The organism is Imperialibacter roseus (genome assembly GCF_032999765.1).
GTDB lineage: Bacteria > Bacteroidota > Bacteroidia > Cytophagales > Cyclobacteriaceae > Imperialibacter > Imperialibacter roseus.
Map to the genome: position 1 here is coordinate 1,379,923 of NZ_CP136051.1, position 24,175 is coordinate 1,404,097.

Here is a 24,175-nt window from a genome sequence, read left to right on the forward strand (position 1 = left end):
TTTTTTTATTTTTTACTCATACCGCAGGCAGTCAGCCGGGTTGACCCTGGCCGCTCTTAAAGTTTGTACCCCGACTGTCACCCAGGCGATAATCATTGCAGCTATGCCTGCTCCGGCAAAATACCATATCGTTAATTCAATCGAATAGGCGAAGTCCTGTAGCCAGTTGCTGGTCAGGTAATAGCTGATGGGCAAAGCTATCAGGATGGCAGCTCCCACCATTTTGGTGAAGTCGGACGTGAGCAGCCACACAATGCTCCAGACTGAAGAGCCAAGGATTTTTCGGATGCCGATCTCCTTGAGACGACGCTCTGCGGTGAAGGATGCCAGACCAAACAAGCCAAGGCAGGAGATAAGGATCGCAAACCCTGCAAAATACTTCGACAGGCTGCTGACCCTCTGCTCGGCCACGTACTGTGCCTGGTAGTCCTGATCGAGAAAACTGTATTCGAACGAATAGCCAGGGTTGAACTCCCCATAGAAAGCTTCGAGCCTTTCCAGCGTTTCTTTCTCTTTGCCCGCTTCCAGCTTCACCATCACCTTCAGGGTCTTGCCCGGCTCGAGCCTGATAACCAGTGGATTTACCTTTTGATGTAGAGACTCAAAGTGAAAGTCTTTTACTATACCAATGATTCTCTTGTCACCACCCCAAAAATTCACTGTTTTGCCTAGGGGGGCTTCCATGCCCATCACTTTGATGGCCGATTCGTTGAAAATTACACCTTCTTCATCTGCACCAAACTCTCTGGAAAACGACCGTCCTTCCAGCATCTGTATGCCGAGGGTTTCTATTTCTTCATAGTTGACGGTCACCACCTCAAAGCGGATATTATCTTCCGGGTTTTTTCCTTCCCATACAACGCCCTGGGTTGAATTTTGGGAACCAACAACGATAGATTGAATTGTGGAGGCATTCACCACACCCGGGATATTCCTGATTTCAGCCAGAAAAGCGTCCTGGTTCTCCACCACTTTACCTTCTTTGTCAAAATGGATGACGTTTTCTTTGCTGTATCCCAGATTTTTCGATTGCACATAGTTCACCTGCTGGTAAACGACCACCACCGATACGATCAGAATCACAGACATGGCAAACTGGAAAACGACCAGCCCTTTTCTTGCCCACAGCTGCCCCACCGATGTGCTGATCCTGCCGCCTTTCAGTACGAAAGCTGCATTGAATTTTGAAAGATAGAGGGCTGGGTAGCTGCCGGACAATAGCCCCGTAGCGAATGTGATCACCAGAATCATTGCAACCAGGCTCAAATCGAAGTTGAGCGATAGCTGCTTGCCGGTGATGTCATTGAACTGAGGAAGAACGAGTAGCACAAGCAATAGGGCTACCACGAGCGAGAAGAGAGTGAGCAAAATGGACTCGTTCAGATATTGAAAAATCAGAGACTTTCGATCGGCGCCGATGGCTTTTTTTACGCCTACTTCTTTCACTCGCCGGGAGGCCTTAGCGGTGGACAGGTTCATGAAGTTGATGCAGGCTATCAGGAGGATGAAAATAGCGATAATGGAAAAAAGCCTGACATATTCAATTCTTCCTCCGGCTTGAACGCCGTTTTCGTAGGAGCCATGCAGGTACCTGTCGGAGTATTTGGCCGCAAAAAGTGTAACGGTGGAGGTTTCACGCTTCGATTTGATGTAGCCTGCAATTTTTTTATTGAACTCGTCGATATTTGTTCCTTCCTTAAGTACCAGATAAGTGTTGGGGCCATGGTTTCCCCAGTTGACTTGTCTGCCGGCTAAATCACTCATGTTTTGCCACATTTTCCAGTTGAGGACCATATCAAAATGCTCAGTGGAGTTGGTAGGTAGATTTTCGAAAACCGCCGTTACGGCCACTGGATATTTGAAGTTGATAATTTGAACTTCCATTGTTTTGCCAACAACATTTTCAGCCGTTTTGAAAATTTTCTCCGCAAGATCTTTTGAGATGGCTATGGAGCCGATGCCATCTAATGCTTGTTCGGCATTTCCTTCAATCAGCGGGAATGAAAACATCTTGAAGTAATCCTTTTCTGCAAACTGACCTGTGGCTTTGAAAAAGTTGCTGCCTTGCACCAACGTGAAGTTACCAAACCACTCGGATGGCGTTACGCCGGTGGCCATTTCAATCTCAGGAAATTCTTTGAGCATGTTCTCAGCGAGGAAGTCAGGCGTGCTGGGCCCGGTAGTCAACTCATTCGTCATTTGATGGTTCATCATGACCTGATAGAGCCTGCCGTCGTTTTTGTGGAATTTATCTACATGAAGCTCGTCGTTCACCCAAAGGTAAATGAGCAGCGCACAGGCCAGGCCGGTTGACAGACCAACCAGGTTGATAAAGAAGGAGCTTTTGTACTTCTTAAAGTTCCGGAAGGAAAGTAATAAGTTGTGCTTGAACATGGTTGTAATATTTGAGTTTGTTGACTGTGTCTTTCTTATTGCAAAAGGTCTTAGATAGTGAAGTGTTTGGTACCAGTAATTGCGTCGGGCTTTTGATAGTGACTTCCTTTCGGCCGTCAGATAGAATTTCTCCTCCAGATCGCCCAGCACTTCCTCGGCGAGGTCGTCTCTGAGAAGCTTTAAAAGCAACTTCCCGGCAAGACGTGGAGGAGTGTTTGTTTTGTTCATGCTATTTGGACGCTTTTATTATGTATGGCTTAATATTCATCTACTCGCTTTTCAGGCTTCTACCGGGGTTCACCATCGCCGCCCGGATGGTTTGGTAGCTGACAGTCGCCAGCGTGATAATGAGTGTGCCTGCCAGCGTGACTACGAACACCCACCAGTTGAGCGTGGTATGGTACTCATAGTTATCAAGCCAGCCAGTCAGCAGATAGTAGGCCATTGGAATGGACACGAGAGATGATATGACCACAAGAGCCGCAAAGTCCCTGGAAAGCAGTTTCCAAAGGTCGAACAGTGAAGCACCCAACACTTTTCTCACACCAATTTCCTTGGTGCGTTGCTCTGCCACGAATGAGGCCAGCCCAAAAATGCCCAAACAGCTGATAAAGATGGCCAAAGATGCGAAAGCGGTGGCCAGCTTGCCAATCCGCTGTTCGTTGCCAAATTTCCTCGCATATGCCTCGTCAACAAACTGATATTCGAACGGTTGAGATGGGTTGAATGTAGTGAAGACGGCTTCAATAGTTGCCATGGCATCGCTGCCGCTCACAGTGGGATTGAGCTTGGCGATCACATAGTTGCCGGGGTCATTGTTAACATAGTAGACAGTAGGCGCCACGGGCTCATAAGGAGAGCTGGCAATGACGTCTTTGACAACACCCACCACCTTTAGCGGATCGCCAAACCATTTCACAGTTTCTCCCACCGGACTTGGCAGACCCATAAATGCAACAGCCGCCTCATTTAAAATCACCGCTGAGCTGTCCGATCCAAATTCTTTTGAGAAGTCCCGGCCCTGTGTTACCTCCCAGCCAATGGTTTGGCCAAAGTCGAAGGAAACACCTACCGTAGGGAAATCGACCGAAAGAGCGGGATCTTTACCGGGCCAGTCGAAGCCACTGGTAGTTGACCAGGTGCTAGTGAGCGGGCTCTCCGATTCAGCCATTTCTACGATGGCGCCAGCGTTTGTCAGCTCTGTTTTGACGGCTTCAAAATGGTCATGAATATCATTGGTCAGGAGAGGCATAGCCACCAGGCCGTTTGAGTCATAACCCAGGGGTCTGTTTCTGGCAAATTCGATCTGCTTAAATACGACCAGTGTGCCCACGATCAAAATAAAGGAAATGGAGAATTGAATGACCACCAACACTTTGCGTGGAATAGTCGCCATACGGCCTGCTTTGTAGGTGCCTTTGAGCGCTCTCACCGATTGTATCGATGAGAGGTAGAGCGCAGGATAGCTGCCTGCAATAAGGCCTGTGAATAAGGTGAAGCCAATGCCAATCATCCAGAAAATCGGGTTATTCCAAAGGATTGCTATCTGCTTGTCTGCCACTTCGTTGAAAAATGGCAGCGACAATTGAACGATGATGACAGAAAGAAGAAAAGACAGGCAAGTGACCAAAACTGACTCGGTGAAAAACTGTGCTATCAGGTGGCTTCGGTGGGAACCAATTGCTTTGCGAATGCCAATCTCTCTTGCTCTTTTTTCGGATCTGGCGGTGCTGAGGTTCATGAAGTTGATGCAGGCCATCAGCAGAACGAAGCCTCCAATGATGCCAAACAGCCATACGTACTTGATCCTGCCGCCCACGTTCACTCCGTTTTCAAAGTCAGAGTACAAGTGCCAGTTGCTCATGGGGTCAAGAAAGAGTGCCGGTTGCTTTTTGGCCAATTCGGAATTTACCTTTTTGAGCTTTGCATCTTTTATCTTGGCCGAAATAGCACTTAGGTTTGCATTTTCGGGCAACTCCACGAACACCTGAAAGGCGTTGGGCCGCCACGGATCATTCATTGTTCTGATCCATTCGGTGGCGTCGTAGTACAGCTGCCATGGCGCAAAGAAGGAAACGTTTTTGAAGGTGGAGTTGCCCGGCAGGTCTTCGTAAACGCCTGTGACGAACACATTCATCCGGTTGTCGAGCTGAAGCTGCTGTCCAACCGGGTCGTTATCTCCAAAATAAGCTTTTGCCAGTGATTGCGAAAGCAGGATGGAAGCGGGGTCCTGTAAGCTGTTCCGGCTGCCGGCGATCATTTTTAGTGTCAGCACCTCGGGTAGGTTCGGCTCTACAAACAACCCGGTTTTGGTGAGCTTTTTGTCACCTGCTGCGATGATCATTTCCCATTGGCCGGAAGCGAGGATCACCTCTTTAAAATCGCTGCCATAGCTACTTCTGAGCTCCTCAGCCAGTGGGTAGGGAGCAGTTCTCCAGGTCTGGATTTCTCCGTTGTTGGATACGTTTTGTATTACCTGGGCCACATGGTCATAGTTTTCGTGGTACTTGTTGTACGACAACTCGTCCCAGATCCACAGGCCAATGAGGATGGCGACTGCCATGCCCCCCGAAAGCCCGGCCGTATTGATAAACGAATGGAGTTTGTTTTTCCGAAGGTGGCGTCCAGCAGTTTTGATGTAATTGATGTACATGTCGATGTTATTTGAGTTTGTTGACCGTTTCGATTTTCTTAAAGCAAATGGTCTCAGGTAATTCACTACCTGGTACCAGTAATTCAGCTTCGTCCGCCACGTCGACTTCCTTTCCACCGTCACATAGAACTTTTCCTCCAGGTCGCCCAGCACTTCTTCGGCGAGGTCGTCTCTGACCACTCGTTGGAGGAGCTTTTCAGCCAGGCGGGGTGGGGTCGTTGGCTTGCTGTTGTTATTCATCCCTTAAAGCATCTATCGGATTATCCTGGGAAACCTTGAACGCCTTGATAGAAATTGTGCCAAAGGCAATGATGAACACCAAACATGCCGGTAAGGCAAAATACCAGACGCTCAGGTCGATTCTGAAGGCGTAGAGTTGCAGCCAGTCGTTGACCAGAAAGTAAGTGACGGGAAGTGCCACGGCCATTGAAATCACAATCAAAACCATGAAGTCTCTGGAGAGCAGAGACACAATGTTATAGACTGTGGCTCCAAGTACTTTTCTGATGCCAATCTCTTTGGTTCTTTTGGCTACGGTGAAGAGGGTAAGGCCAAACAACCCGAGGCAAGCGATCAGAATGGCAAAGGTGGTGAGCAGACCAAAAACCTCCTGAAATTGCTGATCCGCTTTGTATTGCTCGTCAAACTTTTGATCCAGAAAGAAGAAATCGAACTGGCTGTTGGAGAAGTTCGAAGCATAGACTTTTTCGATGGTCTCTAGCTTGGCCGAAAGCTCTCCTTTTTCGAGTCTCACGCTCAAAAGTTTGTTGTGCCCGGGATCAAAAATGAAGATCATCGGGATGTAGGGCGACTTGGCAGTGGTTTGATGAAAATTCTTAACTACTCCTGCGATGGTTACTGACCGACCCCAGAACTTTAATTCTTCTCCGATGGCCGCTTCCGGACTCACCAGCCCCCACATTTTCACCGACTCTTCATTGACAAGCACTTTTCCTTCGTTGGTGCTTCCGGAGATGAAATTGCTTCCTGCCAGCATTTCCATTTCCATAGTAGGGACGAAGTCTGCATCGATAAAATTGACGTAGAAATTGATGCTTTGTTTTTCGACTGCACTGACCAGATTCACATAATTGGTCGAACCCATTTCACTAGTGGGAAGGCCAGGCACACACCCGGAAATAGTGGCTGATCTGAATTGAGCTCGAGACAGCAGCTCAGCTTTGAAGGTTTTGATGTTTTCATTTCCATCATTGCCGCCTGGTGTCCGAATAACGACTGTATTGCTCATGTTTGCGCCCAGGTCTTTGGCTCGCATGAAGCCTATTTGCTTGGTAACGATCAAGGTCTGGACAATCAAAAACATGGTAATGGCAAACTGAAAAATAACCAGTCCTTTTCTGAGAAGGGTGCTTTTGGAGGAGTGCGTAAATTTGCCTTTGAGTACCTGCGCTGGCTTGAATCTAGATAGAATAATGGCGGGGAATATCCCAGACAATAAGGTGCTTCCAACAATGAATGAGGCCAGGGCGATCCAGAAAAAGTTTTCATGTAGAAATGTAAACGAAGCAGGCAGGTTGGCCACATATTTGAACCAGTCAAAAGAAAGAGTAACGAGCGCAATAGCGCTCAATGCAGACGCCATGTTGATGAGAAACGATTCGGTGAGAAACTGCGCTCTCAACTGATTGACCGAAGAGCCAACCACTTTCCTGATTCCTACCTCTTTCGCTCTGTCAAGCGCCCTTGATGTCGAAAGGTTGATATAGTTGGCAATGGCCATTAGGATAATTAGCACCGCAACACCAAGTAATATAAATACGGAGGCGGCATCTCCGTTCCTTTCCAGCTCGTAGGACTTATCAGAATACAAGTGGATATCCCGGATGGGCTGAGCAATTACTATTTCGTTTTCTATCTTTTCTTCGTCAATGATTTTGTCGCTGAAGGCCGCCAGGTGTTGAGTAAATAATTCGTAGTTCTCTGCACTGTTTAATAGCAGATAGGTGTACAAATCGTTGTTATCCCAGTTCTCGCCGTCTTCACCAAAAGTAGCCCTCAGGGTAGGATACGATATGAGCATATTTACTTTTAGGTGGGTGTTTGCCGGAGAGTCTTCAATTACCCCAGCAACACGATAAGCAGCGTCGGGAGACGTCATCCAGATAGTTTCACCCACCACGTTGGTCTTGTTGAAGTACCGCAAGGCAACGGATTCTGTAAGAACTACTTCGTGTGGATTTAAAAATAGACCTGCGCTTGTGCCATGTATAAGTTGGTAATTGAACATGTCAAAGAAGGAGGCATCGACTGCAAAAATGCCCGACTGTCTGAAATAGCTTTCGCCAACTTTGAAATTTCTCTCATTAAGTGGGCGGGCTCTGGCAAAATCTTCGACTTCCGCAAACTCTGAAGCAATTCTAGGACCCATGGGATGATAGGTTTCCGCATCCTGGTCGGTGAGCGTTTCTCCATTCATGTAGTCCATCGTAATTCGCACGATGCGATCAGCCAATGGGTTGTCTGCCTCGTAGCTTAGCTCAAACCTCGCATACAGAATAATTAGCAGCGTAAGCGCTAAACCTGTTGACAGCCCAACCAAGTTGATAATGAATGAACTTTTGTGCCGCATAAAGTGGCGGAAGGAAAGCAGTAAGTTGTGTTTAAACATGACCGTATAATTTGAGTTGATGAACCTTTTCGATTTCTTGATGGCAAATGGCCTCAGGTAATTCACCACCTGGTACCAGTAATTCAGCTTTGCCCGCCACGCCGACTTCCTTTCCATTGTTACATAGAACTTTTCCTCCAGGTCGCCCAGCACTTCCTCGGCGAGGTCGCTTCTGAGCACTCGGTGAAGCAGTCGTTCTGCTAAAGGTGGCGGTATGTGGGTGCGCTTTTTCAACCAAAGTTTAGTTTGCCAGTGGCAAAGGCCGGAAACTGACTCCACAGCGAAACCCTAAAGTCTCTTGAAGTCTCCAATGCTCGTTGGCCACTGGCAGTGATGGTGTAGATGCGCTTCCTGCGCCCGCCCCGCTCGGCCGTGGCCTGGCCCATTTCCGATTCGAGAAAGCCCTTTTCCTCCAGCCGGTTAAGAGTGGAGTGCACAGCTCCGATGGAGACTTCTCGTTTCGTCTGACTTTCGAACTCTTCTGCTACTTTGAAAGAGTAGGCTTCTTCTCCCAGAATGCCCACAAGTAGTAAAAGAACTTCTTCAAATTCGCCCAATTTTGTTTCCTTCATGGTATATGATACTAGATTGTAGAGCTAATATACGAAGAGAGTTTTTATTTGTTCTACTTTTTAGTAGGAAATGCTTCTTTAAACACGAATGGCGAAAACAAAAATTCCTTTATCGAGATAAATCGGTGTCGAACGGATATTTGGGGGAGCTGATCGAATATCTTGATGATACGGCATATATTTGACTACCTTATGGTGGCAACCTTTAAGTGAGCATGGAAAAGTTAGTTTGGTCAGTGATTTTTATTTTTTGTGTCTTGTTTTCTTTCAAGACGGAGGCACAAATAGCCAGCATCGACAGCCTGGAAGTTGAGTTGAAGCTGGCAAAGGAAGATACAGCCCGGCTGAGAATCTACGTCGACCTGATTGAGCTTTACGATAAACTCTCTCCTTCAGAAAAAGCCATGCAAAGAGTACTCGAAGGGTTGGATCTGGCCAAGAGAACAGGCAATGAATTTGCTCAGGCAAAACTCATGCAATTTCGTGGACAAATTTATAATGAGCTTTACCGGTCAGACTATGATGGTGCGTTGTCATTTTTAGCCCAATCTATTCAGCTGCATAGAAAACTCTCAAAAGCCAATCCAGGCAATTTTGCTCAGCAACGGGAAATTGTAAGTGTACTTAACAGCACGGGTTACATTTATTGGCAGTGGGGAAAGCTCGTTACAAGCCTTTTTTATTACGACTCCACCATCCGTTTAGGAAACAAGTTAAGGTTGATCGATTCAACTGACTTCCGAACCAACAGGCTTCTCGGCATTGCGCTGAATAGCAAGGGAGCCGTGCTGTGGGGCTTAGGTAACTATAGCGAAGCCATTGAAAGTTATATAGAAGCGTCTGCCTATTTCGAACAGTTGGGCATGACCAAGTTTCTAAGCCTGGCGATGTCCAATATAGGGCTCATCTACGAGTCGTGGGGACAAAAAGAGGATGCTCTTTTTTATTTTAAAAGGGCAGTGAGCCTCGCCAGAGAAGCAGAGGATCAGTCGGCGACTGGCTATGCACTCAACAATATGGGCAGCTTCATGCGTTCGGCGGCACAGTACGATTCTGCACTATATTATTTTCAATTATCGCTGGAAGAATATGCTGAGGATAACATAGGTGGGATTTGGCTGAACTTAAATGGTTTTGGAAAGACATATGCCAAAATGAAAGCTTACGATAAAAGCCTCGACTACTTTTTCAAAGCTTTGCTATTGGCCGAGGAAACCAATTCTGATTACAGGCGTGCGCTGGCTAAGGAAAGCATCTCGGCGACCATGGCAGATAAGGGAGACTACAAGAACGCTCTTCAGTATGCCAATGAGAGTAATGCCATCGCAGAAAAGTATGGATACAAGGAAATAATAAAGGACAACTACCTCAATATATCGAGGATGTATTCACTCCAAAATAACTATCAAAAGGCATACGAAACCTACCAGCGATACTCCGAAGTCAAAGATTCTTTGTTTTCCGATGAGAAATTTCGGCAGATCACATTCATGAAGGAACAGTTTGAAGCGGAAAAGAAAGAAAGCGAAAACGAGTTGCTCAGGAGAGATAGCTTGCTCCGGGATCAGGACCTGCAGCGAGCCCGCCTTGAGCAATATGGGTTGATAATATTGCTAATCGCCATGTTGACTTTCGGAGGGTATTTTGTGGTGACCAACAGGAAAATCAAAGGCATCAATAAAGTGCTCACCGGAAAGAATCTTGAGATAACCCGGCAAAAGGAGGAGCTTGCGTTGCAGGCAGAGGCACTCAGGAAGTCGAATGAGATAAAGAACCTTATGTTTTCCATCGTTTCTCACGATTTACGAGGGCCTATTGTGAACCTGGGTGGGTTAGTCGGACTAATTAGCAATGAGTCAATTTCGAAAGAGGAGTTCCAAAAATTGCTCCCAACTGTCTTGACTAATATTGGCAGCCTCACCGCTCTGACCGACAACTTGCTCTACTGGGCACGAAGCCAGATGGAAGGGATAAAGGCCGTGCCTCAAAAGTTTGATATCAAGGAACATTTGGGGCCGAAAATGCAGCTATACGAAAGAGCAGCGCTTGAGAAGGGAATTATATGCATTGATAACCTGGAGCCTGCCACTATGGTATATGCTGACCCATATATGGTTGAGTTGGTGGTTCGTAACCTGATAAGCAATGCCATTAAATTTTGCAACGCAGGCGACACCATCACCACTTCTTCAAAGGAAGCAAATGGCTTTGTAGAAGTAACAGTCGAGGATACGGGGCAGGGCATACCGCCTGAATACATGGAGCGCATCTTTAACGACATTCAGTTCACAACACTCGGCACCAAAAACGAGAAAGGAGTTGGCCTTGGACTGATGATGTCCAAGCATTTTGTGGAGGTGATTGGTGGCAGGATTTGGGTGGAAAGCATTTTCAAAAAAGGAAGCAGCTTCCATTTTACAATTCCCGTTTCTTGAAATCATGGCTTCCTGGAGGAAAGTCAAAACGATAAAATTCCAGCATTGAGTTAGGCTAAATCACCAGATCAGCCCTGGAGGCGTTGAAGGGGACGTTATGTGCCATCTACCGGCTGTGCTATTTTTTTTGCAGGTTCAAAGCATATTGTCTCACCACTTTAAAAGCATTTTCCAATTCTATTCCTTAATTTTGCACCCTCTTTTGAATTAGTAATTGCGCTTTTTCAAAATTATTATCGCAAGACAACACTTAAAGACAGAATAAAAAATGGGAAGCACGCTGTTTGATAAAATTTGGGATGCCCATGTAGTAAAGGAGATCAAGGACGGCCCGAGCGTTTTGTATATTGACAAACACCTCATTCACGAGGTTACGAGTCCTCAGGCCTTTGGAGGCATCGAAAAGAGGGGCGTGCCAGTGTTTAGGCCGGAAAGAACAGTGGCTACGCCAGATCACAATATCCCAACCATCGATCAGCACCTGACCATCAAAGACCAGTTGTCAAAGTTTCAGGTAGACAAGCTGACTGAGAACTGCGAAAGGCACGGCATTACGCTGTATGGCATCAACCACCCTTTTCAAGGGATTGTGCACGTGGTGGGGCCTCAAATGGGCATCACACAGCCTGGCATGACCATTGTTTGTGGCGATAGTCACACCTCAACGCATGGTGCATTTGGCAGCATTGCTTTTGGTATAGGCACCAGCGAAGTCGAAATGGTGCTGGCCACGCAGTGCATCATGCAGCCCAAGCCAAAGAAAATGAGAATCACAGTCAATGGCGACCTGCACAAGTCGGTAACTGCCAAAGACCTTATTCTTTATATAATTTCCAAGATTTCTGCATCAGGCGGAACGGGCTACTTTGTCGAGTATGCAGGTTCAGCCTTCACCAGCCTTTCTATGGAAGGCCGGATGACTGTCTGCAACATGAGCATCGAAATGGGTGCCCGTGGTGGTTTGATCGCCCCAGATGAAAAAACATTTGAGTACATCAAAGGCAGAGAGTTTGCGCCAAAAGGTGCTGACTGGGACAAAGCTGTGGCCAAATGGAAGCAGCTTTACTCTGATGCCGACGCCAAATTCGACAAGGAACTAACTTACGATGCTTCTGATATCGAGCCAATGATTACCTACGGCACCAACCCTGGCATGGGTGCTAAAATCAAATCGCATATTCCGAAGCTCGACGAGATGCCGGCCAGCGAGCGGTTGTCGTTCGAGAAGTCGATGAAGTACATGGGATTCAATGCCGGCGATGAGCTGCAGGGCAAGCCTATCGACTACGTGTTTGTAGGCAGCTGTACCAACGGCCGCATCGAAGACCTTAGGGCTGTTGCAGAATTTGTGAAAGGCAAAAAGAAGGCAGATAACATCACTGCCTGGATTGTGCCGGGCTCAAAAATGGTAGAGAAAATGGCCATTGAGGAAGGCATAGTGGCAACACTGGAGGCTGCAGGCTTCAAAATGCGTCAACCTGGCTGTTCGGCATGTTTGGCAATGAATGATGATAAAATTCCATCTGGCAAATACGCCGTATCTACTTCAAACAGAAACTTCGAAGGAAGGCAGGGCCCGGGCTCAAGAACCTTGCTGGCCAGCCCGCTAACGGCAGCAGCAGTGGCAGTTACCGGTCACTTAGTCGATCCCAGAGAAGTAATGTAATTCACCCTAATCAGAACACTATCATGGCAAAAGATAAATTTCACACCCTAGTAAGTCGTGCGGTACCTGTCGACGTTGAAAACGTTGACACAGATCAGATTATTCCTGCCAGGTTTTTGAAGGCAACCACCCGGGAGGGATTTGGTGACAACCTGTTCCGTGACTGGCGATACGATACAGACAATCAGCCGATTCCTGAATTTCCGTTGAACAACCCTAAATACAGTGGAAAAATCCTGGTGGGTGGCAAGAACTTCGGCTCAGGCTCCAGCCGTGAGCATGCTGCGTGGGCAATTTACGATGCCGGCTTTAGGGTAGTTGTATCAAGCTTTTTTGCTGACATTTTCAAAGGCAATGCCCTGAACACTGGCCTTCTACCTGTAACAGTTTCTGAAGGGTTCCTGCGCAAGATTTTTGATGCGATTGAAAAAGATCCAAAAGCTGAATTCGAAACCAATCTGGTGGATCAGACTTTCACCATCCTGGCTACAGGCGAGAAGGAGAGTTTCGAAATCAACACCTACAAAAAAGAGTGCATGATCAACGGTTTCGACGACATCGATTACCTGTTGAACATTAAAAAAGATATTGAAGCATTCGAGTCTTCAAGGGCTTAAGCCAATTCCATGAAGGTTGAAATAATGGATACGACCCTCAGAGATGGGGAGCAGACGTCCGGTGTCTCTTTTACCGACAGTGAAAAGCTGACGATAGCGCAGCTATTGCTGGAGGAACTGAACATCGATAGGATTGAGGTGGCGTCGGCTCGTGTATCTGAGGGAGAACTGAAGGGGGCGACGAAAATACTGAACTGGGCAGGCCAGAACGGCTTTCTCGACCGGGTGGAGGTACTTGGCTTTGTAGATAAAAACATTTCTGTCGACTGGATCAAAAACTCAGGGGGCAAAGTGCTCAACCTGCTGTGCAAAGGCTCCCGCAAACACTGCGAAGGGCAGCTGAAAAAGACGGTAGACCAGCACTTGACAGACATAGCCGAAACAGTTGACTACGCTCACAAACAGGGGCTCATTATCAATGTGTACCTCGAAGATTGGTCGAACGGTATGCGCACCTCGCCCGATTATGTAGATACCATGATTGAGGGGCTGCTGAAAATGCCCGTCAAAAGAATCATGCTGCCGGACACTCTTGGTATATTGAACCACAAGGAGTCGTACGACTTCTGCAAGGCCATGACCACGAAATTTCCTCAGGCTCACTTCGACTTTCATGCCCACAACGATTATGACCTGAGCACCGCCAATGTGTATGCAGCGCTTGAGGCAGGCATTTACGGCGTGCACACCACCTTGAATGGTTTAGGGGAAAGGGCAGGAAATGTGGCGTTGTCTAGCGTAATTGGGATTGTGAAGGATCATTTGCACCTCGAAATGCAGGTGGATGAAACCAAGCTTTACAAGGTCTGCAAAATCGTTGAATCATTCTCTGGCGTTCGGATTCCTGGTAACAAGCCATTGATTGGCGAATTTGTGTTTACCCAAACCAGTGGCATCCACGCCGACGGCGACAGCAAGGACAACCTGTACCACAATAGCCTGAGCCCCGATCGCTTCGGAAGAAGTTATTCATATGCGCTTGGCAAAATGTCGGGCAAGGCCAATATCAAGAAGAACCTTGAAGAACTGGGCATTGAGCTAAGCAAAGAGGATACCAAGAAGATTACGGAAAGAATTATAGAATTAGGGGATAAAAAGGAGACGATTACAAAAGAGGATCTTCCTTTTATTATCAACGACGTGCTTCGGAGCGAGAAGATAGAGCAGCATGTTATCATCAAGAACTATTCGTTGTCGGTTGCTCAGGGCTTGAAATCCATGGCTACCCTTTCTATCCAGATAGGAGGGAAGACCTACGAAAAGACTGCCGCCGGCGACGGACAGTACGACGCCTTCATGAACTCGCTGACGGCCATTTACGACGACTTCGGGCGTAAGCTGCCTAAGCTGATCGACTATGAGGTGCAGATTCCTCCGGGAGGAGAAACCGATGCGTTGGTGATCACCTCCATCACCTGGGAGAACGGAAAAAAATTCAAAACCAGGGGACTCGACCCTGACCAGACCGTGGCGGCCATTAAGGCTACCATTAAGATGTTGAACATTATTGAAAATCATAAATAAGGAGCATGCAGTATAAAATAGCCACCCTTCCGGGAGACGGAATAGGCCCGGAGATCGTAGATCAGGCCATCAAAGTATTGAAAGCCATCGGTGAAAAATACGGACATAGTTTTGACTTTCAGTTTGCCCTGACCGGTGCAGCTGCCATCGACAAAGTAGGTGAGCCTTACCCTGATGCTACCCACGAAATCTGCATGGCTGCTGATGCGGTGCTTTTCGGCGCTATTGGCGACCCTAAGTATGACAACGATCCTAAAGCCAAAGTAAGACCTGAGCAGGGCTTGCTGGGCATGAGAAAGAAGCTTGGCCTGTATGCCAACATTCGCCCGGTGGCTACCTTCCCCTCGCTCATCGACAAGAGCCCATTGAAGAACGACCGGGTAGAAGGCGCTGACTTTGTGGTGGTGCGTGAGTTGACAGGCGGTATCTACTTCGGTCAGCCAAGAGGCAGAACTGAAGACCAGAAGACGGCTTTTGATACCTGCGTGTACTCGGTAGATGAAATAGAAAGAATATTGAAGCTGGCGTTTGAGTATGCTGGTAAAAGAAATAAGCGACTGACCGTTGTCGACAAAGCCAATGTGCTGGCCAGCTCCCGTTTGTGGAGGGAAGTATCGCAGCGCATGGAGAAAGACTACCCAGAGATCACTGTCGACTACATGTTTGTCGACAACGCTGCCATGCAGTTGATCCAGTGGCCTAAGAAATTTGACGTGATGGTGACAGAGAACATGTTCGGGGATATCCTTTCTGATGAAGCCAGTGTGATTACTGGTTCACTTGGTTTGTTGCCGTCAGCGTCTGTTGGTTTGCATACGTCTGTGTTTGAGCCTATCCACGGTTCTTACCCTCAGGCAGCTGGCAAAAACATCGCTAACCCTGTGGCAACCATCCTTTCGGCGGCTATGTTGCTCGAATCCTTCAATCTACTGGATGAAGCCAGGAAGATAAAAGACGCCGTGAACGCTTCGCTGGATGCGAATTTCGTGACTGAAGACATCAGCAAGGAAGCTTCCAAGTCGACCTCTGAAGTTGGTGACTGGGTAGCTGATTGGGTGAAGAAGAATTGATATTTCCTCACAAATTCTTGTAAACGGAATCATCAAGGCGCAAAGCGATAAATGTTCTCTTTGCGCCTTTTTGTTTTAGTGAAATCTTTGAAGAATGTCCTAATTCACATGTCAGAAAGGGGGGGCAAAGCTCGATAGACTAAACGCTATCAAAGTTTACCCAACAACGCAATAAATTCTTCTGGCGTAAGGTCAATTTGCCTCAATATTGCTCTAGTTAAAGACCGGCTGATGTCTGTCTGTACTCTTGTGGCGTGGGAGTGTTGTATATCTTCCATCCGGGTGCCGGTAAAAAACATGTCTTCCTTTTTGTCTTTTTATCTCAAAGCCGAGCGACAAAAGCAGTAGTTCAAATGTCGTTGAATTGATAATAGGAAGCTTGCTCACACCGACACCGATATTTGCTGGAAGCCTATAAATTCAGATAAATTGCCTAATTCTTCCGGGCTTAACTCTTCCAGGCAAAGTTCCACCACCTCCTTTAAGTTGGTTTGTAGTTCGTCCAATGTAGCTGCTTGTGTATGCGCCCCTGGCAGGTTAGGTACGATACCGACGTAAAGCCCCGTTTCTTTGTCTTTCTCTATTTGCGCAGTGAACTGATAGCTTGTTTTCATAAACTGACAACTTGTGATTATAAAGATAATGATAACAATTTTAGTTTCTGAGTAGGAAACTAGCAGAATGATCATCATTTGAGCCGCTTCTCCATTGTGATGCCCTGGTAATCGTCCACAACCACTCAGAAAGGAACACGAAACCGAGTTCTCGGTACTTTGCTATTTTCTTACCACCGGTTTAAATCAAAACAGGGACGAGTCACACACCGAAAGCACCCCGCATGAGGATTTGCTCATTTCTGGAAATGCCGACCTCTGTGGCAATTGTTTTCCAGTTGCTGACCGACGATTTCACTTCATCAATAATAATGTTCATTTCTTTCTCAGATAGTCTGAAATAAACACCAACAGATCTAGCCAGGTCTAAATCCAGGACGTTGCTATGCATATCAATGTTGAGGGCCAGGCCATTTTTTTCAACAGAAGGATTTAGGTCAAAAGCTGGTGACAGGCGCCACCCGTCATTGGTCAATATAAAACCATGATTTCTTAAGTGGTCATCTGTATTTGAAATTAAAATATTGAAGACAAGTCGCCGCCAAAGCTGAGCCAGATCCTCTGTTACGTGAGTGCCGGAAAACTGGATGAACTCAACTATGTCTAAATAAGAAGGTGTTTCATCCCTGTTCAGTTCCTCATTTTTCCCTGTCATCGTCATGGCGGAAGCAAAATGAATACGATCTTGTTTTTGGCGGTCAAAGCGTTTGGTGAAAAAAGTATGATAATTTCCAGCCACCTTTTCCATTTTTGACAATGCCATATCAATGCCTGCATCAACTGCCAGGCGGTAAGTGAGGTATTCCCAGGCACCTTTGTCGATGGTGTCATTTTTGGAAGGGAATTTTGCAATCCACGGATGGCCAGTCTCGTCTAAAATATTCGCTTTGGGTCGGGCACCGCCCAACGAAGAGCCAGGAACTATCAACATGGCCAGCCATTTCCTGATTTCAGCAGTATCATGATCAGCTTCGATTATTGAAGCTCCGTATTGCAATTCTCTTACTGTTGCCCATGGGGGTGTTGGCGATGAAGGATCGTCGTCCAGAAAGTTGCCATCGGGATCTTTTTTGAACCGCAACGCTCCCATACGACTAAGGTCATGCACACCTAATAAAAAATCTACCTCGTAAAGAGTAGGTGCTGCTTTTGCCAGGTCTTGTGCGTTTAATGCTGCTCTGCGTCTCATCAATGTCTTGCCCCAGGTATCTGGCATTGAATCGAGGAAAACACCAAAGTTTTCTTTGTCTTTGGGGTATTGTGGCCCTTTGTACCACATGATGTCCGGATCGAGGAGAAGTCGTTCCTGAGAGGCAATCCAGTGTTCATCGTAGGCGAAAGTAAATGCTTTTCTCCCCTTGGTTTGCAAGGCAGATAATATACCTATGCATCTCGGTTCTTCCATACCCAACCAGTGTGCATATACCCATATATCTGTTTTGTCAGCCATTTCTCTTTTTGCTTATCAGTTCCAGATCCTGAAGCTTTCTGCCAAACTCATCATCTGCTGCAAGTTGTAAGAAATCATCCTGTAGGCCCAATACCCGTAGTACGTTAAAATAAGCTCCGAGAGAAACACTTGGGTTACCTTTTTCAATATGATACAAGGTAGTGCGGTCGATACCAGCACGTTCAGATACTTGCAACGTCGTAAGTTTCCGGCGTTTGCGGGCAAGTTTGATGTTTTCCCCAACTTGCTCTAATATCTTCTGGAATTTGGGAAGGAGTACTTGTTTTTTTGACTGCACTGGGAAAAAATGTTGTTTATTATAAACAAAAATAATGGTAATGTTGATAATAAACAACAAATATAAGAATGAGAAGAATTCTCAATGGGTCGCTTCAGGGTTTGTTATCCATAGCTACGATTTATACCTTCGTTCGTTCTTCGATTCGTTCCTTCTCCATACCCACTCCGAAACCATCACAAAACTCCAAACACCCAGCACGTCGCTGAGCATATCAGCCAGTTCAAAGGTCCTATTGGCAAAAGCCAGCTGAGTAAATTCCTCGGCAATAGCAAAGCAAAGTACCAGCACGCCGGCCATATTGATGTCTAGCAATCGCCATTTTAGACGGCGGAACCTGAGTGCTACGTTAATCAGGCCTGCAAGAAACCCAAAGAGCATAAAGTGCCCCACTTTGTCGCCAAGGGGAACACCTTCAATAATCTTCATTAAACCAAGCTTATGATTTGTATCTGCCATTACAATTATGAAGCAGATGAAAGCGAAAAAGAGGAGGGACGGAATGTATCTCATGATATGAAGTTTAATGTTTTGTTTTACTGTGGGAGGTGTTTCAGTATTTGGAAGCCTTGCTAAAGTGATGTCACACTGAGCCTGTCGTAGTGCATCACTTTATCAAGGCATGAAAAATCTTTTCGATTAGAAGTTTACTCAGTAGCGATATTCAGTTTATACCAGTTAATATTCCGTGTGAAGTACATAGTGATGGCCAGAATAATGGTGAGTCCTATGCTACCCATCAGCAGGGCATAGTCGGCCAGTTGAAGCGTGACAAACAGAAAACCATAGATACCAATAAGCGTAGCTACCAGCAGCATGGAGAGCTTTGGCATTTTAAATACACTCATCGAATACAACGAAATCATTCCGACAATTGCACAGGTGGACACGGCATAGGCAAGGTTGAAATTGGTGTGTTCTGAAATCGAAATAAGTAGGATATAGAACAGGGAAAGAGCCAATCCCACAAGTGTATATTGAAAAGGGTGGATTTTTCGGCCGTTGAGTATCTCTACCAGAAAGAAGATGAGGAACGTAAGCACAATTGTCATGATGGCATATTTGGCCGACCGCATCGATTTCTGATAGTCATCCAGGGGCAAGATGAGATCCACACCAAAGGCCGAATTTTGCAGCTTCTCGGCTTCTCCCGAGCCGATCCACGATTGCGGGAAGTTGCGGTTAAGTTGGAGCACTTTCCAGTTGGCAGAGAAGCCGGCTTCGGTCACTTGCCGGTCGTCAGGGATGAAATTGCCGTTAAAGCTCGGGCTGGGCCATGCTGACGTCAGCTTGATGTTGGTGTTACTGCCAAGAGGAGTGAACGACAGGTTCTGGCTTCCCTGAAGCTTTAGATCAAAACCAAAAGCGAGATCCTTTCCAAAGGCATCGGTCAGGTCAGGTACTGCGACGGTAAAGCCAGCATAGGCGATGTCTGAAATACGGGAGCCGGGCTCAACTTTCAGGTCACGGTTATTCCATTTAACGATCACATCGTCTTCAATACCTCTCAGGTCTGATATGCCGATGGTAAGAAACGCCTGCCCCCACCTAATGGTCTTCAGGTTGTTTTCGTCAGGCATTTTGTCGAGCACAAAGCTGCCATTCACAGCCAGCGCAGACCTGTAAACGACAATTTCGTAAATACCCCGCCTGAGCTTCTCCGGATCAACCGTTCCGTTGATGTCGAGCGACTTGGGCAGGACATGCCAATACTTTACCGATTCCACTATCTTGTCGTCCTTCAGGTATTCGTACACAAGTGGTATGGTGAGGATAGGGCCATTCACCAGCTGACTATCGGCCCATTTGCCGCTGACTTCTGATACAGCTGCATTATTGAGAAACTCCCGTTCGCTGATGATCGAGGTGATCATTGATGTGGGAATTAAGAGCAGCAGCACCAAAATGGTAATGGTAGCAAGCTTTAGCATCACTGAATTCTTAATCCAGTTGTTTACTTTTTCTAGCGGAGTGGTTTCATTTTCCATGTTAAGTAATTTAAAAGTACTTTGTTTTTCAAAGTGATTAGATAAATTTTTTTACTTCAAAAGCTGTTCAATGGCCTTGATATGTTTAACAAAAGCTTCTTTTCCTTCCGACGTGGCCATGTATTTGGTGTTGGGTTTTCGTTCAATAAACTCCTTTTGGACAGAAATGTAAGTGCTTGTTTCCAGTGACTTCAGGTGAGTCGCCAGATTGCCATCTGTAACATCGAGGAGGCCTTTGAGTGAGTTGAAATCAATAGCATCGTTGACCATCAGGGCAGACATAATGCCCAGACGGATTTTGTTTTCAAACGCCTTGTTCAAATCTTTCAGCAGTTCTTTCACGACCCGTACTTTACATGCATCACAATGCCATAGATAATGTGCAGCAAGCCGAAACCTACCGCCCAAAAGAGCAGGCCATACCCAATAAACTGACAGGCCAGTAACCCCAGTGCCACCTGCATCAGGCCCAGGCTGCGAACTTCCGAAAGTGTGTATTTACTGGCGTTGACGAGTGCGAGCCCATAGAAGAGTAACGTGAGTGGCGCAAGCAGGCCGATCAGGCCTTTAAACAGAAGGATAACGCAGAGCATACCGCCAGCTGCCAATGGGATGAAGAGATTGATGAGCAATCGCCTGGCCTGACTGTCCCATAGCTTCTGGTTGTTTTTTGAGGCTTTGCGCTGTGTGAAAAACAAGCCGGCACCCACGGCCGACAGCAGGAGTGCCACAGCGATGATCAACAACTGAGAGATGTTCTCGTTGCTCAGCAGTGCCTGCCGGTAACCAAGATAGTCCTGGCCACTGTAAACCATTTCGTAGGCGACGTATGCCCCGATGAGTCCCAGGCAGCCAGCTACAATACCCGAAATGCCGCTTAGTGAGATAAACCTGGAAGAGCGATCCATGATCGACTTAATTTCCTGCAGGTCGTCTAAGTATTTTTGTTTCTCCATTTAAAAAGTACTTTGTAATTCAAAGTAAGTGTTAATACGGGCAATTTGCAAATGTGTTTTTCAGTTCGGGTAAATTATTTTTCCAGCCAGGCTTCTAATCGGGCGGCGACATGAGGCCAGTCGGCTAATTTTTCTGGATTTCTTGGTGAGCCTACATAATACTCCACGGTATCTGAAAATTGTCCATTCTCAAGCGTCGTCACTTTCTTCCTGTGAAAGCTAAACACTTCGCCTTTGTGTTTCAGATGCACCCAACCTGTCTTTTTGGTAAGCAGGATCTCATTTTCAAGCCCTGCTGCTTTAAGCAGGTTCATGATGTCTTTATGCTCGGTTGGGAGGAGGCGCATAGGTGAAAGTTAGATATATTTTTGTCACGCAAAGCGAAGGAGACCCCAAAACATCACTCTTCTCTTTGCGACTTAGCGCCTTTGCGAGCTTTATCTCCACTCTTAACATATCCTTAACCTCACTTCTGCTTAACAATTGAATAACAAATCGCTATTTTCGGACGATGGGAGAGACCAAACCGGAAAGCGTTGCAGTTGATAATAAGCTTGAACCTAAGCTCGGGCCGCTGATGCTCTGGGGGCTTGGCGTTGGCTACGTCATCTCTGGTATGTACTTCGGCTGGAACCTGGGCCTGGCGGAGGGTGGAACGCTCGGGTTGGCCATTGCCACCTTCTTCATCATCATTATGTACGTCACGTTCACTTTCAGCTACACTGAGCTGGCCTGTGCTATTCCAAAGGCAGGAGGGGCGTTCGACTATGCTAACCGGGCACTTGGTAAAAATCTTGGTTTCCTCACAGGAATGGCTCAGAATATAGAGTTCATTTTTGCGCCTCCGGCCATTGCAGCAGCCATCGGTGCCTATTTTCATATTTTCTTTCCTGCCATCGATACCGTGCTGATTGCTTTGGCTGCCTATGTTATTTTCACATCTCTTAATATCGTCGGTGTCAGGGCGGCAGCTACTTTTGAGCTCGTCATTACTATCCTGGCCGTAGTGGAACTGTTGATTTTTGCTGGGGTGACACTGCCTGCTTTTGAATTCAAAAACCTACAAACAAATTCACTACCCAATGGATTTCAGGGCATTTTTGCCGCTCTACCTTTCGCTATATGGTTTTTTCTTGCCATCGAAGGGGTAGCCAATGTGGCCGAGGAGGCCAGAAATCCACAACGCAGCATACTCATTGGTTTCGGCTCAGCTATTTTTACGCTGGTGGTGCTCTGTGTCCTTACGTTTGTATCATCGGTGGGTGTGGCGGGATGGGAGGCCATCGTATTTCCCGAAGGAGGCACCACTGCCTCAGATTCGCCCTTGCCACTTGCGCTTGGGAAAATAGTTGGGAATGAGCATATTCTGTATCACCTGCTGATTACGGTTGGCCTTTTTGGCCTGGTAGCATCGTTTCATGGCATTATTCTGGCAGCAGGTCGCTCTACTTTTGAGTTTGGAAGGGTAGGCTATGTGCCCAAAGCTCTGGGCAGGGTGCACCCTAAAACCGGTACACCTGCGAATGCGCTGGTGGTAAATATGGGCATTGGGATATTAGCGCTGCTCACCGGAAAAACTGGCGAAATCATCACCATTGCGTGTTTCGGTGCGTTGACACTCTACATTTTGTCGATGATTACCTTCTTTGTGCTCAGGAAAAATGAACCCCACCTCGAGCGCCCGTTCAAAGTGCCGTTGTATCCTTTATTTCCTGCAACTGCGTTAGTAATAGCAACGATAGCTTTTGTGGCCATCACGTGGTACAATCCAATGTTGGCCCTGGTCTATTTCGGACTGCTAATTATCGCTTATATTTGGTTTAAGCTCACCTATAAAGAATCGTGACCATGCAAGTGAAAGGAATGCTTACACTGGATGAACTGAAAAAGAAAGTCGCCTCTGGGGAGATAGAGACAGTGATCACTGCCTTTACCGATCACTATGGTCGCATGATGGGCAAGCGCTATGATGCTGAGTTCTTTCTGGAAAGTGTGGTAAAAGGCGGGACTCACGCCTGCAACTACCTGCTCACCACCGATATGGAAATGGAGCCGGTTCCTGGCTACGACTTTGCCAACTGGGAGCTGGGTTATGGAGATTTTCATTTGGTGCCCGACATGAAAACACTGCGTGTAGCCAGCTGGCTGGAGGAAACGGCCCTGGTTGTTTGCGACGTGTATTCGGACAAAACACATGAATTAGTGCCAGAGGCACCCCGTTCTTTGCTTTCCGGTCAAATCAAGCAGCTAAAAGCTCAGGGCTTCGATTCTGCTGCGGCTACTGAGCTCGAATATTACCTGTTTGAAAACGATTATCGCTCAGCGCATGAAACTGGCTATAGCCAAATGACTCCTGCCGGTTGGTACCTGGAAGATTACCACATCATGCAAGGTACGAGGACAGAGCAATTTACTGCCGCTGCCCGCAAGCACCTGAAGCATTCTGGTGTGCCAGTGGAGAACTCAAAAGGAGAATGGGGGCTTGGTCAGCACGAACTCAACGTACAATATGCAGAAAGCCTGGAAATGGCAGATCGCCATATCGTATATAAGCAGTGCCTGAAAGAATTGGCCGACGCCATGGGGATTTCTGTCACCTTTATGGCCAAGTTCCATGAGGACAGAGCCGGGAGTAGCTCTCATGTTCATATCAGTCTTTGGAAGGACGGCAAAAACCTTTTTGTTGGCGATGAGGAATTTGGGCCCGTAAAGGCTTCGAAAGAGTTTGGCCATTTTCTGGCTGGCTGGATCAAATATGTGCCTGATGTGATGGTGTTTTATGCGCCAACAATCAACTCCTATAAACGATTTGTGGATGGCAGTTGGGCACCAACCCGCATGGCCTGGAGCAAAGACAACCGAACAGCTGGTTTTCGCATAGTAGGAGAGGGGAGTAGCCTGCGTATCGAGTGCAGAATCCCAGGGGCCGATTGTAATCCGTACCTTACGCTGGCTGCGTCTTTGGCCAGCGGATTGAAAGGCATGAAGGAAAAGCTGGCACCCGAAAAATGCTTCGAAGGAGATATTTATGCAGCTGCTCATTTGCCAAGGGTACCCAGGACTTTGAAAGAGGCAGTGAGCTTGTTTAAGCAAAGCACTTTTGTCAAAGAGGCATTTGGGGAAGAAGTGGTGAAGCATTATGTACACTTCTACGAAACGGAAGTGGCTGATCATGAAAAGGCAGTATCGGACTGGGAGCGGAAAAGGTATTTTGAGAGGATATAGAGCGGTGTTGCTCTGGTGCACACACCGTTAGGTGGTGGCAACAGAGAATTAGAATATAAATAGAACTATAGAAATCACATTGGT

At 46.9% G+C, this 24,175-nt stretch carries 20 protein-coding genes; 7 read left to right on the forward strand and 13 right to left on the reverse strand.

Translation table 11 applies throughout. From position 1 onward, the window contains the following. Positions 1-12 precede the first annotated feature (12 nt). From RT717_RS06015 to RT717_RS06030, 4 genes are read right to left on the reverse strand one after another with little or no spacing between them, the layout of a single operon-like run. On the reverse strand, positions 13-2,622 hold the full coding sequence (locus tag RT717_RS06015; RefSeq protein WP_317490834.1) for an ABC transporter permease: 2,610 nt from the start codon (positions 2,620-2,622) through the stop codon (positions 13-15). 40 nt (positions 2,623-2,662) lie between these two features. Then, on the reverse strand, positions 2,663-5,287 hold the full coding sequence (locus RT717_RS06020) for an ABC transporter permease (protein ID WP_317490835.1): 2,625 nt from the start codon (positions 5,285-5,287) through the stop codon (positions 2,663-2,665). After that, positions 5,280-7,910: an ABC transporter permease gene (locus tag RT717_RS06025; protein WP_317490836.1), complete on the reverse strand. Its 2,631-nt coding sequence runs from the start codon at positions 7,908-7,910 to the stop codon at positions 5,280-5,282. Before RT717_RS06025 ends, RT717_RS06020 begins: the two co-directional genes overlap by 8 nt. Then, positions 7,907-8,248, reverse strand: coding sequence for a PadR family transcriptional regulator (locus tag RT717_RS06030; protein WP_151998445.1), 342 nt, complete (start codon positions 8,246-8,248; stop codon positions 7,907-7,909). Before RT717_RS06030 ends, RT717_RS06025 begins: the two co-directional genes overlap by 4 nt. A 215-nt stretch (positions 8,249-8,463) precedes the next feature. On the opposite strand from RT717_RS06030, the gene RT717_RS06035 reads away from it, so the two are divergent. From RT717_RS06035 to leuB, 5 genes are all read left to right on the forward strand, one after another. After that, the gene (locus RT717_RS06035) at positions 8,464-10,683 is read left to right on the forward strand and encodes an ATP-binding protein (RefSeq protein ID WP_317490837.1); all 2,220 of its coding nucleotides are present in this window, start codon (positions 8,464-8,466) and stop codon (positions 10,681-10,683) included. Positions 10,684-10,951: 268 nt separating this feature from the next. Continuing rightward, positions 10,952-12,349, forward strand: coding sequence for a 3-isopropylmalate dehydratase large subunit (gene leuC, locus RT717_RS06040; protein ID WP_317490838.1), 1,398 nt, complete (start codon positions 10,952-10,954; stop codon positions 12,347-12,349). 23 nt (positions 12,350-12,372) lie between these two features. After that, a complete protein-coding gene (gene leuD / locus RT717_RS06045; protein ID WP_317490839.1) occupies positions 12,373-12,966 on the forward strand; it encodes a 3-isopropylmalate dehydratase small subunit in 594 nt (197 codons plus the stop codon). Between the two features lie 9 nt (positions 12,967-12,975). Further along, entirely contained in the window at positions 12,976-14,490 is a 1,515-nt protein-coding gene (locus RT717_RS06050) for an alpha-isopropylmalate synthase regulatory domain-containing protein (RefSeq protein ID WP_317490840.1), read from the forward strand. Positions 14,491-14,495: 5 nt separating this feature from the next. Then, the gene (leuB, locus tag RT717_RS06055; protein ID WP_317490841.1) at positions 14,496-15,560 is read left to right on the forward strand and encodes a 3-isopropylmalate dehydrogenase; all 1,065 of its coding nucleotides are present in this window, start codon (positions 14,496-14,498) and stop codon (positions 15,558-15,560) included. 213 nt (positions 15,561-15,773) lie between these two features. Here the strand turns inward: leuB and RT717_RS28480 are convergent, their stop codons facing one another. The 9 genes from RT717_RS28480 to RT717_RS06095 form a co-directional block, all read right to left on the reverse strand. After that, entirely contained in the window at positions 15,774-15,947 is a 174-nt protein-coding gene (locus RT717_RS28480; protein ID WP_394854123.1) for a type II toxin-antitoxin system HicA family toxin, read from the reverse strand. Next, entirely contained in the window at positions 15,944-16,174 is a 231-nt protein-coding gene (locus RT717_RS06060; RefSeq protein ID WP_317490842.1) for a type II toxin-antitoxin system HicB family antitoxin, read from the reverse strand. Before RT717_RS06060 ends, RT717_RS28480 begins: the two co-directional genes overlap by 4 nt. 202 nt (positions 16,175-16,376) lie before the next feature. Beyond that, positions 16,377-17,624 carry a type II toxin-antitoxin system HipA family toxin gene (locus tag RT717_RS06065; RefSeq protein ID WP_317490843.1) on the reverse strand — a complete coding sequence of 416 codons (1,248 nt, stop codon included), beginning with the start codon at positions 17,622-17,624 and terminating at the stop codon, positions 16,377-16,379. Beyond that, positions 17,617-17,979, reverse strand: coding sequence for a helix-turn-helix domain-containing protein (locus RT717_RS06070; protein WP_317490844.1), 363 nt, complete (start codon positions 17,977-17,979; stop codon positions 17,617-17,619). Before RT717_RS06070 ends, RT717_RS06065 begins: the two co-directional genes overlap by 8 nt. A 57-nt stretch (positions 17,980-18,036) precedes the next feature. After that, positions 18,037-18,435: a VanZ family protein gene (locus RT717_RS06075; RefSeq protein ID WP_317490845.1), complete on the reverse strand. Its 399-nt coding sequence runs from the start codon at positions 18,433-18,435 to the stop codon at positions 18,037-18,039. A gap of 134 nt (positions 18,436-18,569) precedes the next feature. After that, complete coding sequence (creD, locus tag RT717_RS06080; protein WP_317490846.1) at positions 18,570-19,910, reverse strand: cell envelope integrity protein CreD; 1,341 nt, start codon at positions 19,908-19,910, stop codon at positions 18,570-18,572. Positions 19,911-19,961: 51 nt separating this feature from the next. Next, positions 19,962-20,252, reverse strand: coding sequence for a winged helix-turn-helix domain-containing protein (locus RT717_RS06085; RefSeq protein WP_317490847.1), 291 nt, complete (start codon positions 20,250-20,252; stop codon positions 19,962-19,964). Then, entirely contained in the window at positions 20,249-20,866 is a 618-nt protein-coding gene (locus RT717_RS06090; RefSeq protein WP_317490848.1) for a hypothetical protein, read from the reverse strand. Before RT717_RS06090 ends, RT717_RS06085 begins: the two co-directional genes overlap by 4 nt. Before the next feature lie 74 nt (positions 20,867-20,940). Further along, the gene (locus tag RT717_RS06095) at positions 20,941-21,213 is read right to left on the reverse strand and encodes a hypothetical protein (protein ID WP_317490849.1); all 273 of its coding nucleotides are present in this window, start codon (positions 21,211-21,213) and stop codon (positions 20,941-20,943) included. Between the two features lie 164 nt (positions 21,214-21,377). On the opposite strand from RT717_RS06095, the gene eat reads away from it, so the two are divergent. Then, on the forward strand, positions 21,378-22,712 hold the full coding sequence (eat, locus tag RT717_RS06100; protein ID WP_317490850.1) for an ethanolamine permease: 1,335 nt from the start codon (positions 21,378-21,380) through the stop codon (positions 22,710-22,712). Between the two features lie 2 nt (positions 22,713-22,714). Then, positions 22,715-24,091: a glutamine synthetase family protein gene (locus RT717_RS06105; protein WP_317490851.1), complete on the forward strand. Its 1,377-nt coding sequence runs from the start codon at positions 22,715-22,717 to the stop codon at positions 24,089-24,091. The last annotated feature ends 84 nt before the right edge of the window (positions 24,092-24,175 follow it).

Bases quoted from the DNA above. Each gene is read 5' to 3' on its own strand.
- RT717_RS06015 (WP_317490834.1), bottom strand. From the start codon at position 2,622: ATGAACAAAACAAACACTCCTCCACGTCTTGCCGGGAAGTTGCTTTTA.
- RT717_RS06020 (WP_317490835.1), bottom strand. From the start codon at position 5,287: ATGAATAACAACAGCAAGCCAACGACCCCACCCCGCCTGGCTGAAAAG.
- RT717_RS06030 (WP_151998445.1), bottom strand. From the start codon at position 8,248: ATGAAGGAAACAAAATTGGGCGAATTTGAAGAAGTTCTTTTACTACTT.
- RT717_RS06035 (WP_317490837.1), top strand. From the start codon at position 8,464: ATGGAAAAGTTAGTTTGGTCAGTGATTTTTATTTTTTGTGTCTTGTTT.
- leuC (WP_317490838.1), top strand. From the start codon at position 10,952: ATGGGAAGCACGCTGTTTGATAAAATTTGGGATGCCCATGTAGTAAAG.
- leuD (WP_317490839.1), top strand. From the start codon at position 12,373: ATGGCAAAAGATAAATTTCACACCCTAGTAAGTCGTGCGGTACCTGTC.
- RT717_RS06050 (WP_317490840.1), top strand. From the start codon at position 12,976: ATGAAGGTTGAAATAATGGATACGACCCTCAGAGATGGGGAGCAGACG.
- leuB (WP_317490841.1), top strand. From the start codon at position 14,496: ATGCAGTATAAAATAGCCACCCTTCCGGGAGACGGAATAGGCCCGGAG.
- RT717_RS06060 (WP_317490842.1), bottom strand. From the start codon at position 16,174: ATGAAAACAAGCTATCAGTTCACTGCGCAAATAGAGAAAGACAAAGAA.
- RT717_RS06065 (WP_317490843.1), bottom strand. From the start codon at position 17,624: ATGGCTGACAAAACAGATATATGGGTATATGCACACTGGTTGGGTATG.
- RT717_RS06075 (WP_317490845.1), bottom strand. From the start codon at position 18,435: ATGAGATACATTCCGTCCCTCCTCTTTTTCGCTTTCATCTGCTTCATA.
- creD (WP_317490846.1), bottom strand. From the start codon at position 19,910: ATGGAAAATGAAACCACTCCGCTAGAAAAAGTAAACAACTGGATTAAG.
- RT717_RS06090 (WP_317490848.1), bottom strand. From the start codon at position 20,866: ATGGAGAAACAAAAATACTTAGACGACCTGCAGGAAATTAAGTCGATC.
- RT717_RS06095 (WP_317490849.1), bottom strand. From the start codon at position 21,213: ATGCGCCTCCTCCCAACCGAGCATAAAGACATCATGAACCTGCTTAAA.
- eat (WP_317490850.1), top strand. From the start codon at position 21,378: ATGGGAGAGACCAAACCGGAAAGCGTTGCAGTTGATAATAAGCTTGAA.
- RT717_RS06105 (WP_317490851.1), top strand. From the start codon at position 22,715: ATGCAAGTGAAAGGAATGCTTACACTGGATGAACTGAAAAAGAAAGTC.